Genomic DNA, 15,489 nt, shown 5'->3' with positions numbered 1-15,489 from the left:
GCGCGTTAGGTCTGTCTGAAACCCCGCATTTGACAGAGGCTGCCATGACCGACCTGACCCCCATTTCCTTTGCTGCAACCGATCTGGACGCCATCGCCACCCGCAAGGGTCGGGTGGCTGTTGTTGTCACGCCTGACGGCAAGCTGGAGCAATCGGCCCGTCGGGTGAACCGGCTGACAAAAGGGGCGGTGCAGCGCTTTGTGGACAGCGATGGCTTTGCCAAGCTGAAACCTGGCGAGGTGATGTCGATGGCCTGGCCTGCGGGAATGGAGGCGACAGCGGTGGATGTGATCTGTCTGGCCCGCAACCATTCGGTTGAGGACGCGCGCAAGGCGGGCGCAGCATTGGGCAAGCTGCGTGGGTCGGGCGATATGCTGTTGGCCGTGGATGGCGCGCGGCGGGTCCAGGAAATCGCCTTTGGTCTGGCGATGCGCGACTATGCGTTCACGCCCCACAAGACGGATGCCAAGGATGCAGACGGCGCGGTCGTCGTGATGTGCAGCCGCCCCGAAGAAGCGACGGAGGCGGCGGCCCCTTTGCTGGCGATCGCCGAGGGCACTTTTATGACCCGCGATCTGGTCAATGAGCCGGCCAACGTGCTGACCACCACCGAGTTTGCGGATCGTCTGGTTGAGATGGAAGCTCTTGGCCTCAAGGTCGAAGTTCTGGATGAAGATGCGCTTGCAAAGCTAGGAATGCGAACGCTTTTGTCTGTAGGGCAGGGGTCTGATAGCCCATCCAAAGTTGTCGTCATGCAGTGGAATGGCGGGGCTGAGGGTGACGCCCCACTGGCGCTGATCGGCAAGGGTGTCGTGTTCGACACTGGTGGCATCAGCCTCAAGCCTGCGGGCGGCATGGAAGACATGACCATGGATATGGGCGGTGCCGGCGTTGTGGCGGGCACCATGCGGGCGCTGGCGCGTCGTAAAGCCAAGGCCAATGTCGTGGGCCTTGTCGGTTTGGTGGAAAACATGCCGTCGGGCAATGCGACCCGCCCCGGTGACGTGGTCACGTCGATGAAGGGCGACACGGTCGAGATCATCAACACTGATGCCGAAGGGCGTTTGGTGCTGTGCGATGTGATGTGGTACGCGCAAGAGCGCTTTGAGCCTGCGGGCATGATTGACCTGGCGACCCTGACCGGGGCAATTATTATCGGTCTGGGGCACGAGAATGCCGGCGTGTTTTCCAATGACGACACGCTGTGTAACGCGTTCCTGAAGGCGGCTGGCAATGAGGGTGAGGGCGCGTGGCGCATGCCGCTCGGCCAGGCCTATGACGATATGCTGAAATCGCGGATCGCGGATATGAAGAATATCGGCGGTCGCCCTGCGGGGTCGGTCACGGCGGCGCAGTTTCTGCAACGCTTTGTCAAACCCGGTACGCCGTGGATTCACCTCGATATTGCGGGTGTGGCTTCTGTCAAATCCGACACGGCCTTGGCCCCCAAGGGCGCGACAGGCTGGGGCGTCATGGCCTTGAGCCGTCTGGTGGCGGATAACTTCGAGAGCTGAGGGCCATGGGTGCCGCCTATTTCTATCACCTGACGCGCCGGTCCCTGGATGTCGCCTTGACCGAGTTGCTGGAGGCCGCGCGCAAGCGCAATATGGTGGTGGCCGTGCGCGGCACGGATCTGGCGCGGCTGTCCTGGCTGGATGAAAAACTGTGGCTTGGGGCCGATGACGGTTTTTTGCCCCATGGATTGGCTGGCGGACCGCATGATGCGGATCAGCCGATCCTGTTGACCATTGGCGAGGCGGCCAATGGGCCCGCTTGCGTCATGTCCGTGGATGGGGCGGCTGTATCGGCTGAGGAAGTGGCGGCGTTAGAGCGGGTTTGTATCCTTTTTGACGGCAATGACGAGGCGCAGTTGAACACGGCTCGCGGGCAATGGAAGGCGCTGAAGGACGCTGGCGCGTCGGCGCAGTACTGGTCCGAGGAGAGCGGCCGCTGGGAAAAGAAGGCGGAGACCTAGCGCGAAAGCGTCAGTTCATTGCCCGAAATCTCGATCCGGCCCCAGCGTTGCAGGTAGCCCATGCCGAGCAGGGACTGTTCCATCTGGCCGTTGTTCACGACGGCGGGCACGTCGCGATCCTCAATGCTGCCGATGGCGACAGTGTCGAGGCGCACGGGGGCAGTGCGCACCTCGCCATTTGCTGTGAAGGCCCGGCCAAAGTAGTTGAGCGTTTCGGGGTTCAGCCCGGCGGCGGCCGCGTCGGCCTGGGTCAGTACCATGTCGGTCGCCCCGGTATCCACCATGAATGCGGTGGGCGTGCCGTTAAGGTCGAGCGTGAGGTAATAGTGCCCATCCCCGCTGCGCGGGACGATGATCTGGCCGGTGTCGTCAAAGCGGGTCTGGTGTGGAAAGAGATCATCCTGGATATCGCCCCAGATGCCAACGGCCCCGATGGCGCCGACAAAGATCAACACCCAGATGGAGGCCATTTGAAGCGTCTGGCCGAGTTTCAGCTTGGACGTCAGAAGGAACCCGCCGCCCAGCACGAGGGCGAAGGTACCGAGATAGATCAATTGGGCAATGCTGTCTGAACTCATGAGTGAGATATAGGGTCGCTTCGCGGGGTTGTCAGCCGGGGATCAGCCCGAAATCGCGCAGACCCTCAAGCACGAACTGGACCGAGAGGGCTGCCAGCAGCATGCCCAGGAGGCGTGTGACGACCGTGATCCCGGTTTTGCCCAAGGCGCGTTCCAGCAGGCTGGAGGCGAGAAAGAGGACAAGGACGACGCAAAGCACCAATGCGGTGATGCCCAGCACCAGCGCCAATCCTTCGGCCCCGGGGCGTTGGCCTGTGAGCAGGATAACAGAGGCAATGGCGCCAGGCCCTGCGATCAGGGGGATTGCGAGGGGGAAGACGGAAGGGTCGTCAAAGCTTTCCTCCTCGCTTTGATCCTCGCGCCGTTTTGTACGTCGTTCGAACAGCATATCGAGGGCTGTGAGGAACAAGAGTATGCCGCCCGCCACCCGGAAGGCGGGCATGGAAATGCCGATGAAGCCCAGCACCGCCTCGCCGAACAGACCAAAGACGATGAGGATCGCCATGCCGAGCCCGCAGGCGCGCAGCGCGATGTTACGACGTTGTTTTGCAGGCACGCCCTGGGTCAACGCCACGAAGAGCGGGGCCAGGCCGATGGGGTCGATCACGACGAACATGGTCACAAAGGCGGTGATGAGAAAGGCGGTGTCGATCATGGCTGTTTTCTAACGGAGCGCCTGTCGGCGCATTCTATCTATTTTTCGTATTGGGGCTCTGCCCCAAACCCCGGAGTATTTCCAAAGAAAAGAAGCTATGGGGCTTCGGCGGTTTCGAGTTTTTCGAGGTCTTGCATCCAGAGCGCTTCGGCGCGGTCGAGCGCGCCCATGACTTCGGCGTACTTTTTCTGCCAGACCTCCATCTCGCCCAGCTTGGCATCCTCGTAAAGTGCGGGATCGGCCAGTTTCCTGGCCAGCTTGTCCCGCATCTCGTTGAGTTTTGTCACGCGCGCTTCGGATTTGCGTACCTCGGAGCGTAGCGCGAGGATCGCGTCGCGATTGGGGCGCTTGGGCTTTTCCGGAGCGGGTTTGGTGGGCTTGGCCGGTTTGTCGCCTGCCAGCAGCATTTTGCGGTAGCTTTCGAGGTCGTCCTCGTAAGGTTTGACCGTGCCGTTCGAGACCAGCCAAAGCCGGTCGGCCACAAGGCTCAGCAGGTGCATGTCATGGCTGACCAGGATCACGGCCCCTGTGTAGCTGGTGAGCGCTTCGACCAGCGCCTCGCGGCTTTCGATGTCGAGGTGGTTGGTGGGTTCGTCCAGGATCAGAAGATGCGGTGCGTCGATGGTGGCAAGGAGCAGCGACAAACGGGCCTTTTGCCCGCCCGAGAGGCGGCCCACGACCGTTTCGGCCTGGTCGGGGCCAAGCCCGAAGCCTGCGAGTTGGGCACGCAGTTTGGATTGCATCACGCCGGGGCGCATGGATTGCAGGTGTTGCAGTGGCGTTTCGTCAATATGTAGCTCGTCCACCTGGTGCTGGGCAAAATAGCCGATCCGCAGTTTGGTTGACCGAGTGGTTTTGCCGGACATCAGCGGGAGCCGTTCGGACAGCAGTTTGGAGAGCGTTGATTTGCCCTGGCCGTTCTTGCCCAACAGAGCGATCCGGTCATCCTGATCGATCCGAAGGTTGAGGCGCGACAGGATTGTGGTGTCGCCGTAGCCCGTGGTGCCGCCTTCGATGCTGATGATGGGCGGCGAAAGCTCTTCGGGTTCGGGGAAGGTGAAGACCCGTTTGGCCGCATCCTCTGGCGCGGCGATCATGTCCATCTTTTCGATCATCTTGAGGCGCGATTGGGCCTGTTTGGCCTTGGACGCCTTAGCCTTGAACCGGTCCACAAAGGCCTGCATGTGGTCTCGGCGCAGCTGCTGTTTCTTGGCCATTGCGGCCTGCACAGCGCGGCGTTCGGCCCGTTGGCGGGCAAACTGGTCGTAGGGGCCGGAATAGTAGGTCAGTTGCCGTTCTTCGAGATGCAGGATCGCGCTGACGGCCCGGTTGAGCAGGCCCCGGTCGTGGCTGATGATCAGCACCGTGTGCGGGTAGCGGGCGAGGTAGGATTCGAGCCAGAGCGCGCCTTCGAGGTCGAGATAGTTGGTCGGCTCGTCGAGCAGGAGCAGATCGGGCTGCGCAAAAAGAACGGCGGCCAAAGCCACGCGCATCCGCCAGCCGCCCGAGAAATCGGAGCACGGCATTTGCTGTTCAGCCGTGTCAAAGCCCAGACCTTTTAGGATGGTGGCGGCGCGCGCCTCTGCCGACCAGGCGTCGATATCGGTGAGCCGCGTCTGGATGTCGGCGATGCGGGCAGGGTCTGTGGCGCTGTCGGCTTCGGCCAGAAGGGCCGCGCGTTCAGTGTCGGCCTCAAGCACCGTGTCGATGAGCGATGTGGCCGAGGCTGGCACCTCTTGGGCGACGCCACCGATGCGGGCCTTGCTGGGTAGGTTAATCGACCCGCCCTCAAGGACCAGTTCGCCCCGGATCAGCTTGAAAAGGGTTGTCTTGCCGGCCCCATTGGCGCCCACCAATCCCACCTTGTGGCCTTCGGGAATGACGGCACTGGCCCCTTGAAACAGAGGGCGGCCTTCGACGTTGTAGGATATGTCAGATATGCGCAGCATGGGTGCCGTGTGCCGCAGTTGCGCGGCGGCGTCAATCGCGCCTTTCCAAGCGCAAAGGCCCATGGTATCGGGGCCGCGATTTCAACACGAGGGCGCAGCAGACTTGTGCCCGAACCCAAGAGGAATGATCCCATGGCTCTCGAGCGTACATTTTCCATCATCAAGCCCGACGCAACCCGCCGCAACCTGACAGGCGCGATCAACGCCAAGTTCGAAGCCGCTGGCCTGCGCATCGTCGCCCAAAAACGCATTCACCTGACCAAGGCGCAGGCTGGTGCATTCTATGCCGTGCATGCCGAGCGTCCATTTTATGACGAGCTGTGCGAATTCATGGCGTCCGCGCCGATCGTGGCTCAGGTTCTGGAAGGCGAAGGCGCCATTGCCAAGAACCGCGAAGTGATGGGGGCCACCAACCCTGCGGATGCAGAGCCCGGCACGATCCGCGCCGAGTTTGCCGAATCCGTCGGCGAGAACTCGGTTCACGGGTCGGACGCCCCTGAGACAGCGGCCGAAGAAATCGCGTATTTCTTCTCGGGTCTTGAGCTGGTTGGCTAAGCTGTCCTGATTGACAGTTGATTTTTGAAGGGGCTGCGGCGGATGCTGTGGCCTCTTTTCATGTGAGGCAGGCGACGGTTTTGTGGCCAAAGGCACAGGTTTCAGGTGTTCAGTTGATAGGTGACCCAATCACTCTTGGTGGCATGTCGATCGTAGACTGACCTTGCCCTATAGTTGGTTTCCGATGTCATCCATCGTACGACGTCCCAACCATGTTCCTTGGCATAGTCCCCAACGGCTTTGATCATTTGGTCAACCACGCCCTGACCGCGTGCCGAAGGTGCCACAAACATATCGTCGATATAGGCACCTTTTGTTGCGGGCATGGGGCGTTCGTATGACCTGAAATGCGTGAAACCAACCACGTCGCCCTGATCACTCTCGGCAACGAAGCATAGAGTTTGCGCTGTACTATCGTGTATCCAGCCCCAGACGCGATCCCTCATTTCAGCGGTCTGTTCGTCGCCGCCAAACTGACAATATGCTTTGAACATGGCATCCCATGCGGCGCGATCTTTTTGAGCGGCTTGTCGGATTTTCACAACCATTTCAGTTCCATTCATGCTCAAGACTAATTGGGCCTTACCATGTTACGGCGGCCGACACTTGGAAGGGCGCTGATCGCCAGTTTCGTGCGTAACACATTTTATCTTTGCGCCGGATCTGGTTGACGTCCTAGCCGCGTTTTTCGATCACGCCAATCGCGTCCAGATGGCGTTCGAACTCGGATAGACCGCTGTCGAAGGCTTCGGCTTTTATCGCGTCAAAGCGTACTCGCAGGGCTTTTTTCTCATCGCCCTTGCAGTCGTTCCAAGGTCGCCCCTGTAGCCCCATCACCAGCACATAGTATCCGATGAAATGAGGCCGCGTGCCGGAGCGGAGTAGCCGACGATAAGTCTCATCCGGGCCGAGTTCGCGCACGGTTTCTGCGTCGGGAATGCCCGCCTTGGTGCAGGCCTCATCCATGGCCGGGCCGAGATTGCGGATCGAGGAAACGGGCGTGCTCATGGCCGCAACCTAACGCTGCGGCGAGGGGCTGTCACCCGCGCAGCGCTTCAGATGCTGGCGTAATCGGTAAAGACGGGCGCGGGCGCCGGTTTGGTTTGTGGCATGGGTTTGGTCGCGCTGGGGCGGGGTTTCCGGGACATGGATCACCTTTTGACTGCTCTGCCGCTCGGATCGGCGGCTGTGCCACCTCAGCACGCGAGCATGCCGCTGTAAGGGCGCAAATGTGGCGATTATGTGGCGTGATCCAGACAATATTCGGTGATTTGTCGGTATGGCGTCTCTGGCGTGATCATCACGCTGGGAAACTGGGGTTGGTTGGGTGCGTCGGGCCAGCCCTGCGGTTCCAGTGCGATGCCTGCCAGTGGGCCTATATCCGTGCCGGGCAGGCAGGGCAAATAGGCCCCGGCATAGACTTGAAGGCCGGGTTCGGTCGATTTGATCTGCATTCGCAAACCATCGGTGCCGGTGAGAACCGCGACCCGTTGCGGGCTTTGTGTTGGGGCATCGCTGAGGCAGAGGTTGTGGTCGATGTCGGCGGACAGGGCGCGCGGGGTGCGGAAATCAAAACCGGTGTTTGCGACTGACGCCATCATGCCTGTGGGCAGGTTCCGGGCATTGACCGGCAAATAGTGATCGGCGGGCACCATCAGCCGGTGATCGGCGGCATTGCCCAGCCGCCAATAGGGGTGGTGCGCGATGTTCATGGGCGTGGCGGCATCAGTGGTGGCCGAAATTGTGAGGCGCAGCGTGGCGTCGATCAGTTGGAACTGTGCCCGGATGTCCCGTGCGCCCGGCAGGCCGCAGTCGTCATCCGCAAGCAGGCATCGGAACGTCACGTGATCTGCGCCGTGTTTCGCAACCTGCCACGTGCGCGCATGCAGGCCTTCAGGGCCGCTGTGCAGGCACGTTGCGCCACCTTCGTTGCGCGGCATCTGGTGCGTTTGACCCGCCACCTTGACCTGACCGTCGGTAATTCGGTTGGCCACCGGCCCCACGATGGCCCCCGGGTAACACGCGTACCAAACGGGATGCGCCACTGGGTCAGCGGCCAGCACGAGGTTTTGGCCACCATTCAGCGACAGGTGCAGCAGGCGCGCGCCGAAGGGGTGAAACCGTGCGGTGAGAGGGCCAGAGGTGAGGGTGATAAGGTTTTGCATCATCGCAGAATGGCGCAAGCCAGGGCCGGGCGCAAACCTTTGCCCTTGACGGCGCAGCACCGGGCGCACTTGATGCGGGTGACCGCAGATGAGGCCCCGATGCAAGACAGTCATATTTCGACCCATGATGCCGCAGCGGATGACCGCAATGACCACATCAAGATCTATGTGGATGGTCGGATCGTGCCCCGGGCCGAGGCTGTTGTCTCGGTTTATGACAGCGGGTTCATGCTGGGCGACGGGATTTGGGAAGGCTTGCGGCTTTATGAAGGACATATTGCCTTTTTCGACGACCATCTGGATCGGCTTTTTGAGACGTCGCTTTATACCGAGATTGAGATCGGGATGGACCGTGCCGCACTGAAACAGGCCGTTTGGGACACGCTGGCGGCCAATGGGATGACGACAGATGTCCATATCCGCCTGATGGTGACGCGGGGACGCAAGACCAAGCCGTTTCAGCACCCGCATCTCAGCATGTTCGGCTCAACTATCGTGATCATCGCCGAGCATTCCAAACCGGATGAAAGCGTGGTGACGCGGGGTATTCGACTGTCTACCGTGCCGCATCACCGGGGTCTGCCGTTGACACAGGATGCCAAGCTCAATTCCCACTCGAAACTCAACTGCATCATTGCCCTGAACCATGCGGTTCGCGCCGGGGCGGACGAGGCGTTGATGCTTGACCCGTTCGGGTTTGTGAACACGACCAATGCCTGCAATTTTTTCATCGTCAAGAAGGGGTCGGTTTGGACTTCGACGGGGGATTACTGCATGAACGGCATCACGCGCCAAAAAGTTATTGATTTGTGCCGTGATCTGGAAATTCCGGTTTTCGAGCGGAACTATTCCCTGGTCGACACCTACGGTGCTGATGAGGCGTTCTTGACGGGCACTTTTGGCGCGCAAACGCCAGTGTTCGAGATTGATGGGCGGGTCATTGGGGACGGCGTGGCAGGCCCTGTCTTTGCCCGATTGCGTGCGGCCTACAAGGCGTTGATCAAGGCGGACGCGGCATGAGTTCTGATATCTCGCCCTATCAATCACGCCCGCCTTGGGCCTTTTGGCGCAGCGCAGTGGTGGAGCGTCAGGCGGAGGCGGTGGCCCACTTGCATAAACCCAAATTCCAGATGGACGCGGGCCTGCCAATCATGACGGCGGGCAGCTGTTTCGCCCAGCATCTGCACCGCAAGTTGGACGGCATGGGCTGGAATGTGATCCAGACCGAGGATATCGCCGACCGGATCCCGCGCCGCATCGCGCGGCGCTATGGCTATGGCCTCTATTCCGCGCGCTACGGCAACCTCTATACCCCGCGCCAACTGGTCGAATTAATGCGTGAAGTGGGCGCGCCTACACCGATCATCTGGGAGAAAGACGGCCGGTTCTACGACGCTTTGCGGCCGGGCGTTGAACCGCAAGGGCTGGGAAGCGCGGATGATGTGGTGCAGGCGCGGGCAGCGCATTTGAAATGCGTTGAAATCGCGTTGAGCCAAGCGCAATGCCTGATCTTTACCCTTGGTCTAACAGAGGCATGGGTGGACCGTGCGACAGGCCGCACCTTGCCCACAGCCCCAGGCACCATTGCGGGCACCATCACCGACAATCCTGTGGATTTTGTGAATTTCGGCTTTGCCGAAATCCTGGGCGACATGATCACCGTCCGCGACATGCTGATGGCGCGCAATCCGGACATCAAGATGCTGCTGACAGTGTCGCCTGTGCCCCTGACGGCCACCGCGACGGAGGCTCATGTGGCCGTGGCCTCGACCACATCGAAATCAATCTTGCGCGCGGTTTGCGCCGAACTGGTCGCGCGGTTCGACAACGTAGATTATTTTCCCTCCTACGAGATCATCACGACGCCTGTTCTGGGCGGACCCTTCTTTGCCGACAACCTGCGCGACCCCTCCGAGGTAGGGGTGGCAAAGGTCATGGACACATTCGTCGCCAGCTATGCGGATGGTGTAGTCGACGTGATCCCGGCGCCCGTGCCTGTGCATGAGGCGGAATGGGACGTGCAATGCGAGGAGATTATGCTTGAGGCCTTTCGCACGTGACCCGCGTGGCGATCATCGGCAACTCGCATCTGGCAGCTTTTGCCGATGCGGCTGAGGCGATCGAGGCGCGGTATCCCGGTGTGGCCCTGTCCTTCTTTGGTCTCGACAATCAGCTGTTTTTCAAGTCCGATTTGCGCAAGGGCAAGGCGCTGCGTTTGGCCGATCCGCCATCCGAAAACACCCGCCAGGTCATTGATCCAAAAGGCGCGCATGTGCTCGACTTTGCAGCCTTTGATCTGGTGTTGCTGACCTCGCACGGGTTTTACCTGCGCCATCTTTTTGAGGCTTTGGGCAGCTTCAACCTGCTTGGGCTGCGCGCGCTGAACGACACGGGGCCGTTGGTGTCGCAGGCCTGTCTGCGCGACGCGATGGCGGGCCATATCAACGCCTATACCAACCGTCTGCGCCGGTTTTTCCCAGCGGCGGAGAATATGGTGGTGGTGCAGATGCCGTACCCCTCGACCAAGGCAGTGGAGGTGAGCGACGCCCTTGCCGGATTGCAGGCACAACCGGATCGCCAGGCCCTGTTCGAGATGTTTAACTCAGGCGTGCACGAGCATATGTTCGCCAAATCGCTTGCCTACTTGCCTGTTCCCGAAACGGCCATGGCCGACCCGTTTTTCTCAAAGCCCGACTTGTCACGGGCTGCCGAGATGGACCCAGATGCCGAGCCCGAGCTGACGGATTACATGCATATGAATGCCAGCTATGCCGCGCTGGTATTCGACGAGTTACACAGGACGATATTGGCAGGCTGAAGAGTTTGTCAGGCACAAAAAAACCCTTCAGGATATTGATCCCAAAGGGCTTTTTATGGCTCCGGCGGTAGGGATCGAACCTACGACCAATTGATTAACAGTCAACTGCTCTACCGCTGAGCTACGCCGGAACGGTTCGCGTCGTATAGCAATGCGGATTTGTGGCGTCCAGAGGGTTTGCGCCTGTGATGCGCAAAAAATTATCTAAGCCGTCAGAGCCGTTGAAACAGGGTGTCCGCCTGCAACGGGCCCAAGGCCTGGACCGTGGATTTTCCCATCAAGTCAATGAGATGCGCCAATACGTTGCGCTCTGCTGCGGGCAATAGAGCGGCAGGTGTATCTGTATAGACGGCGCGGGTGAGGGCCGATGCCGTTTTGGCGCCGTTGCCCAAGGCCGCCAGGATCGCGGTCTCGCGCCCTTGGCGATGTCCGATCAGCCAGTCGAGGCGCGCGGCGGGCGTCGCAATCTCGGCCCCGTGGCCGGGCAGAAAGCGCGACCAGCCGCGGGAACGCAGACGGGCACATGACGCCATGAAATCGGTCAGGTCACCGTCGGGTGGCGAGACCAGCGAACTGGCCCAGCCCATCACATGATCGGCTGTCAGGCACAAATCACCCAGGCCAAGGCAGATGTGATTGCCCAGATGCCCGGGCGTATGGATCACTTCAAGCTGCCAATCCTTTCCGATGATCAATTGTCCGTCTTCCAACTCTACATCGGGGACAAAACCGTGGTCGATCCCCTCACCACCACCCACCAACCCCGAGGCGGCCAATTCGGTCATGACCGCGCTGCGCCCGGCGGTCGCATGGCCAAACGCATAGACGGGTGCCCCAGTCCGCTCGGACAAAGGGGCGGCGAGGGGTGAATGATCAAGGTGGCTGTGCGTAACGATGATATGGGTGACGCGTTGGCCGGGGGCACAGGCCGACAGGATCGCTTCGAGATGGTCATGGTCCATAGGCCCCGGGTCGATCACTGCCAGATCCCGCGTCCCGATCAGATACGTATTTGTGCCCCGGTAGGTCATGGGCGAGGGGTTGGGCGCCACGATCCTGCGCACGCCTTGCCCCAAATCCATCGCGACACCTACGGGCGGATCGAAATCGTCAGGCGGCATCATGGGTTGCACTTTCGTATTGGGGCGGGCACCGCTAGGCTCTAGCCCATGTCATTCGCTTTGCTCAAACACTATCTGCCGCGCGGGATTTATGGGCGCGCCGCCCTGATCCTGCTTTTGCCTGTTGTGGTGGTGCAACTGGTCGTTTCCGTTGTCTTTATTCAGCGTCATTTCGAAGATGTCACGCATCAGATGGCGGATGCCGTTGTGCGTGAATTGCGCATGGTGCTGGGGGCGCAGGAGGCTGTTTTGCCCGAAATCGCGGGGCCATTGCAGATCGACGTGCGCCCGGTAGAACCGGAGGTGTTGGAGGCACCGGATACGCGGCTCTGGTATGATTTTTCGGGACTGGTCGTCAAAACAAGGCTGCGGGCCGCTTTGCCCGAGATTGCCGTCGTTGATCTTTATGACAACGATATTGTCCGTCTGGTGATCGACAGCGACCGGGGGCCGTTGGAGGTTGTTTTTGACCGAAGGCGGATTTCGGCGGCCAACCCGCATCAATTGCTGGTCAACATGGTCTTTTTCAGTGTGCTGATCACTATCATCGCCTTTATCTATCTGCGCAATCAGCTGCGCCCCATCAAACGGCTGGCCCGGGCGGCAGAGGCTTTTGGTCGGGGGCGGCACATGGCCTATACGCCCGGTGGTGCGACCGAGGTGCGCGCGGCGGGCACAGCCTTTGTCGACATGCGCAACCGGATCGAACGGCAGATCGAGACGCGGACCCTGATGCTGTCGGGGGTCAGCCACGATTTGCGCACACCGCTGACCCGGATGCGCCTGGCTCTGTCGATGCTGGAAGACGACGACCGCGTCCCGCTGGAACAGGACGTGACCGAGATGCAGCGGATGATAGACGCCTTCCTTAGCTTTGCCGCCGGCGACACAGAAAGCGAGCCTGAAAGCGTTGACCCTGTCGAGATGGCCAAATCCATCGTGGAGGATGCCCAAAGGGCAGGGCAGGCTGTCACGATCCACAGCATTGAAGGCAGCGGCATGGCCATGCTGCGCCCCGTCGCGATGCGCCGTGCGTTGGACAATCTTGTCAGCAACGCGGTGCGCTATGGCGCGCGCGCCGAGGTGTCAGTCGCCATCACCGATAAATCCCTGCGCCTGCGGGTCGAGGATGATGGCCCCGGCATTCCCGAGGATCAGCGCGCCGATGCGCAGCGCCCCTTTGTGCGCCTTGATCCCGCGCGCAATCAGGACAAGGGCTCTGGCGTGGGCCTCGGATTGGCTATCGCCACTGACATCGCCCGTGCCCACGGCGGCGTGCTGCGCCTGGGGCGAAGCGACCGATTGGGAGGCCTGCGCGCCGATATCGTGATTGCACGTTAGGTTGTGCCGCAGCGGCAGGCTTGCTTTATGGCGGTGTCGTGATCTTAGTGGCGCATAGCCACAGGAGTGCCTCCATGACCCCATTCGAGATGATCCGCGCGCAGCTGAGCCAGGCGGTGCCGTTTGCCAATTATGTGGGCGTCGAGGTGGTGGAGGTGGGCGATGGTACGGGCGTCACCGCGCTGGACCAGCGCAACGAGACGTCGAACCATATTCAGTCGCAGCATGCAGGCGCGATGTTCACTCTGGGCGAGGCGGCCTCTGGCGCGGCTCTGGCGGGTGCGTTCGGGCCGATGATCTTTCAGGCGCGGCCCGTGGCGTCGGGCGCGCAAATTTCCTACGTCAAGATCGCCAAGGGGCGGCTTGAGGCCCATGCCAAGACGGAACGTCCCGGCGCGGAGCTTGTCAAAGAGCTGGAAGATGCGGGCAAGGTTGCCTTCGACATCACCGTCGACATTCGCGACGCTGCGGGCGACACCGTGGTGACGATGGTTGTCGGATGGCACGTGCGGAAGGGCTGATGTGCCGGATCCGAAAATGTGTCGGGCCGCCCATACGGTAAGATCGATCAATGCCCGCGCTGGACGCAGGCAACAAGTACGGCAACAGCGCGGGCAATCTCTTTAGCTGTTTACGCGTGTGCAGGACGTCACATTTGGCTGGCTCATGCAGGTCTGGTACGAACTGTAACACCCCGCATTGTACAACCCTCCATACCATGCCGTCCAGCAGCCAGCCGCGGACGCCGATGTGGCCGCCATCAATCCGGCGATCGTCGCAGGGATCAATACTTTCATCTGGTCATCTCCATCTCGAAAAAGCTAATGTTTTCAAAATAGCGGAGTGGATTGCCCTTGTGAAGGCCATTTGTGCATCGGGCCAACAGCCACAAGTTGAAAATTGTCGGGTCTGTCGAAAACGTGATCGACATATCCTGTGCGTCGACACGTGCCTGGCGGCGGTTGGTAGGCCCGGCAGGACTTGAACCCGCAACCAAAGCGTTATGAGCGCTCTGCTCTAACCAATTGAGCTACAGGCCCGCCTGAGCACGGGCATATCACCCGAGCCGGACGTGTCAAGATATCCTGGCGCGCCTGGTCAGAAGGTAAATCGCGCACCAAGAAAGACGACGTCGAGATCCTGAAAATCTGTCGTGGGCGTGGTCACGTCATAGGTCCGGTAACCGCCGTAAAACTCGGTGTTCCAAGCATCCACTTTCTGGACCACAAATAGGCTGATGGATTGGGAACTGCTGCCGTCCACACTCTGATTCTGACCATCATAATAGTCCACCGCGAACGAGGTCGTGCCGGCCTTGAGCAACTCTTTGGTCTGATAGCCGAGCTTGATGTAATTGAAGCCGGGATCACGGTCCGAGCCATCCAAGTCATCACTGCCGCTGGCAAATGTCAGGTTGAGACCGGTAGGTGTGTGAAAGGCCGAAACCGAGCCGCTGATGCGGTCAGCTGTCTGCGTTTGAGCATAGGCTGCGGCGGCTCGCACCCGAACGTCTCCAATGGTCCGATCGAAGCGCAGTGCCACGTCGTCACGATCATCCTCACCCAGGGTGACGGAGGCGACAAAGCCATTCAGGAATTCAGGCGTGTCATAGCGAAACCGCTCAATCCGGCTGTTGCCGTCAAGGTTGGTAAAGAAGTTTCCCACATCGTCGCCGGTGAATGCGCCCGCGGTATTCCGCAATAGCTGGCTGCCTGCAATCAGCGCCACATCGGAATTGTTCCCAAGCGCCGTGCCGGACAAGTCCACTTCTGATACACCGTTGGAGGACGCATCGCCCTGGCCATAGGTAAACGTCCCGAAACCCGTTTCGGCAAAAATCTCGAATTTGCGTTCGTTGGCGACTGAGCTGCTGATGTCGGAATTGAGTTGGCTGACCGAGTTCGAGGAACTGAATTCGAATTCATATTCGATATTGCCGCCAATCACGAAATTGCCAAAATCATAGGCCGCACGCGCCCGCAGCCGGGTGGAAGAGTTGTCATTGTCCACAAAGAACGAATTGCTTTCGACCCCGTCATCGGCAAACAGAAAGGCCCGGTTGATCTGCCCCCCGAATGTCAGGGTAAACCCGCCATCCTCAATATCGACGACTTGCGCCTCTGCGGCGAGGGGCAATGTCAGCCCCAGCGTCAATACGCAAAGGGCAGGTGCAATAGGGCGGCGCATGGGCTTGTCCTTGGGTTGGAGACTGTGCGGGGCGCGAATGTGTCACGCTCGTGGTCTCAGTATCGCGTGCAATCATGACAAAGTCATTTCACACCCTCGTGACGGGAACTGCGCCCTGTACCCATGGTCTCGGATTGACCTCGCG

16 protein-coding genes and 2 tRNA genes are annotated in these 15,489 nt (G+C 60.4%); 8 read left to right on the top strand and 10 right to left on the bottom strand.

The window, feature by feature from the left end; translation table 11 throughout:
• Positions 1-44: 44 nt before the first annotated feature.
• Positions 45-1,514 carry a leucyl aminopeptidase gene (locus Q1A44_RS14510; protein ID WP_299626549.1) on the top strand — a complete coding sequence of 490 codons (1,470 nt, stop codon included), beginning with the start codon at positions 45-47 and terminating at the stop codon, positions 1,512-1,514.
• A gap of 5 nt (positions 1,515-1,519) precedes the next feature.
• Positions 1,520-1,975, top strand: coding sequence for a DNA polymerase III subunit chi (locus Q1A44_RS14505; RefSeq protein WP_299626546.1), 456 nt, complete (start codon positions 1,520-1,522; stop codon positions 1,973-1,975).
• Here Q1A44_RS14505 and Q1A44_RS14500 read toward each other — a convergent pair.
• The 3 genes from Q1A44_RS14500 to Q1A44_RS14490 form a co-directional block, all read right to left on the bottom strand.
• Complete coding sequence (locus tag Q1A44_RS14500; protein WP_299626543.1) at positions 1,972-2,553, bottom strand: TIGR02281 family clan AA aspartic protease; 582 nt, start codon at positions 2,551-2,553, stop codon at positions 1,972-1,974. The genes Q1A44_RS14505 and Q1A44_RS14500 overlap by 4 nt on opposite strands.
• A 31-nt stretch (positions 2,554-2,584) precedes the next feature.
• Complete coding sequence (locus tag Q1A44_RS14495) at positions 2,585-3,208, bottom strand: MarC family protein (RefSeq protein ID WP_299626540.1); 624 nt, start codon at positions 3,206-3,208, stop codon at positions 2,585-2,587.
• 95 nt (positions 3,209-3,303) lie between these two features.
• Positions 3,304-5,157 (bottom strand): ABC-F family ATP-binding cassette domain-containing protein, encoded by a 1,854-nt coding sequence (locus Q1A44_RS14490; protein ID WP_299626537.1) that lies wholly within the window; start codon positions 5,155-5,157, stop codon positions 3,304-3,306.
• Between the two features lie 132 nt (positions 5,158-5,289).
• On the opposite strand from Q1A44_RS14490, the gene ndk reads away from it, so the two are divergent.
• On the top strand, positions 5,290-5,712 hold the full coding sequence (ndk, locus tag Q1A44_RS14485; RefSeq protein ID WP_299626534.1) for a nucleoside-diphosphate kinase: 423 nt from the start codon (positions 5,290-5,292) through the stop codon (positions 5,710-5,712).
• Positions 5,713-5,813: 101 nt separating this feature from the next.
• Here the strand turns inward: ndk and Q1A44_RS14480 are convergent, their stop codons facing one another.
• The 3 genes from Q1A44_RS14480 to Q1A44_RS14470 form a co-directional block, all read right to left on the bottom strand.
• Positions 5,814-6,260 (bottom strand): GNAT family N-acetyltransferase, encoded by a 447-nt coding sequence (locus tag Q1A44_RS14480; protein WP_299626531.1) that lies wholly within the window; start codon positions 6,258-6,260, stop codon positions 5,814-5,816.
• Positions 6,261-6,387: 127 nt separating this feature from the next.
• On the bottom strand, positions 6,388-6,720 hold the full coding sequence (locus tag Q1A44_RS14475; protein WP_299626528.1) for a TfoX/Sxy family DNA transformation protein: 333 nt from the start codon (positions 6,718-6,720) through the stop codon (positions 6,388-6,390).
• Positions 6,721-6,950: 230 nt separating this feature from the next.
• On the bottom strand, positions 6,951-7,880 hold the full coding sequence (locus Q1A44_RS14470) for an aldose epimerase family protein (protein ID WP_299626525.1): 930 nt from the start codon (positions 7,878-7,880) through the stop codon (positions 6,951-6,953).
• A 96-nt stretch (positions 7,881-7,976) separates the two neighbouring features.
• Here Q1A44_RS14470 and Q1A44_RS14465 point away from each other — a divergent pair, with 96 nt between their 5' ends.
• Genes Q1A44_RS14465 through Q1A44_RS14455 form a run of 3 tightly spaced genes read left to right on the top strand, consistent with a single transcriptional unit; the run spans position 7,977 to position 10,695 of the window.
• A complete protein-coding gene (locus Q1A44_RS14465) occupies positions 7,977-8,897 on the top strand; it encodes an aminotransferase class IV (RefSeq protein ID WP_299626903.1) in 921 nt (306 codons plus the stop codon).
• Positions 8,894-9,937, top strand: a complete 1,044-nt coding sequence (locus Q1A44_RS14460) for a GSCFA domain-containing protein (RefSeq protein ID WP_299626522.1) — start codon at positions 8,894-8,896, stop codon at positions 9,935-9,937. The genes Q1A44_RS14465 and Q1A44_RS14460 overlap by 4 nt, the downstream gene beginning before the upstream one ends.
• Entirely contained in the window at positions 9,934-10,695 is a 762-nt protein-coding gene (locus Q1A44_RS14455) for a hypothetical protein (protein ID WP_299626519.1), read from the top strand. The genes Q1A44_RS14460 and Q1A44_RS14455 overlap by 4 nt, the downstream gene beginning before the upstream one ends.
• A 56-nt stretch (positions 10,696-10,751) precedes the next feature.
• Here the strand turns inward: Q1A44_RS14455 and Q1A44_RS14450 are convergent.
• Positions 10,752-10,826, bottom strand: a tRNA-Asn gene (locus Q1A44_RS14450).
• Positions 10,827-10,907: 81 nt separating this feature from the next.
• Positions 10,908-11,819 (bottom strand): MBL fold metallo-hydrolase, encoded by a 912-nt coding sequence (locus tag Q1A44_RS14445; RefSeq protein WP_299626516.1) that lies wholly within the window; start codon positions 11,817-11,819, stop codon positions 10,908-10,910.
• Between the two features lie 45 nt (positions 11,820-11,864).
• On the opposite strand from Q1A44_RS14445, the gene Q1A44_RS14440 reads away from it, so the two are divergent.
• Both Q1A44_RS14440 and Q1A44_RS14435 read left to right on the top strand, forming a co-directional pair.
• Positions 11,865-13,157 (top strand): ATP-binding protein, encoded by a 1,293-nt coding sequence (locus Q1A44_RS14440; RefSeq protein WP_299626513.1) that lies wholly within the window; start codon positions 11,865-11,867, stop codon positions 13,155-13,157.
• Positions 13,158-13,231: 74 nt separating this feature from the next.
• Positions 13,232-13,678 carry a DUF4442 domain-containing protein gene (locus Q1A44_RS14435; protein ID WP_299626510.1) on the top strand — a complete coding sequence of 149 codons (447 nt, stop codon included), beginning with the start codon at positions 13,232-13,234 and terminating at the stop codon, positions 13,676-13,678.
• A gap of 442 nt (positions 13,679-14,120) precedes the next feature.
• Here the strand turns inward: Q1A44_RS14435 and Q1A44_RS14430 are convergent.
• Both Q1A44_RS14430 and Q1A44_RS14425 read right to left on the bottom strand, forming a co-directional pair.
• Positions 14,121-14,197: transfer RNA gene (locus tag Q1A44_RS14430), tRNA-Ile, on the bottom strand.
• 58 nt (positions 14,198-14,255) lie between these two features.
• Positions 14,256-15,344, bottom strand: coding sequence for a porin (locus Q1A44_RS14425; protein ID WP_299626507.1), 1,089 nt, complete (start codon positions 15,342-15,344; stop codon positions 14,256-14,258).
• Between the last annotated feature and the right edge of the window lie 145 nt (positions 15,345-15,489).

It is taken from the genome of uncultured Tateyamaria sp. (genome assembly GCF_947503705.1).
Classification (GTDB): Bacteria; Pseudomonadota; Alphaproteobacteria; order Rhodobacterales; family Rhodobacteraceae; genus Tateyamaria.
The sequence above is the reverse complement of the archived record's forward strand: the minus strand, read 5'-3'. Positions and strand labels throughout refer to the sequence as shown.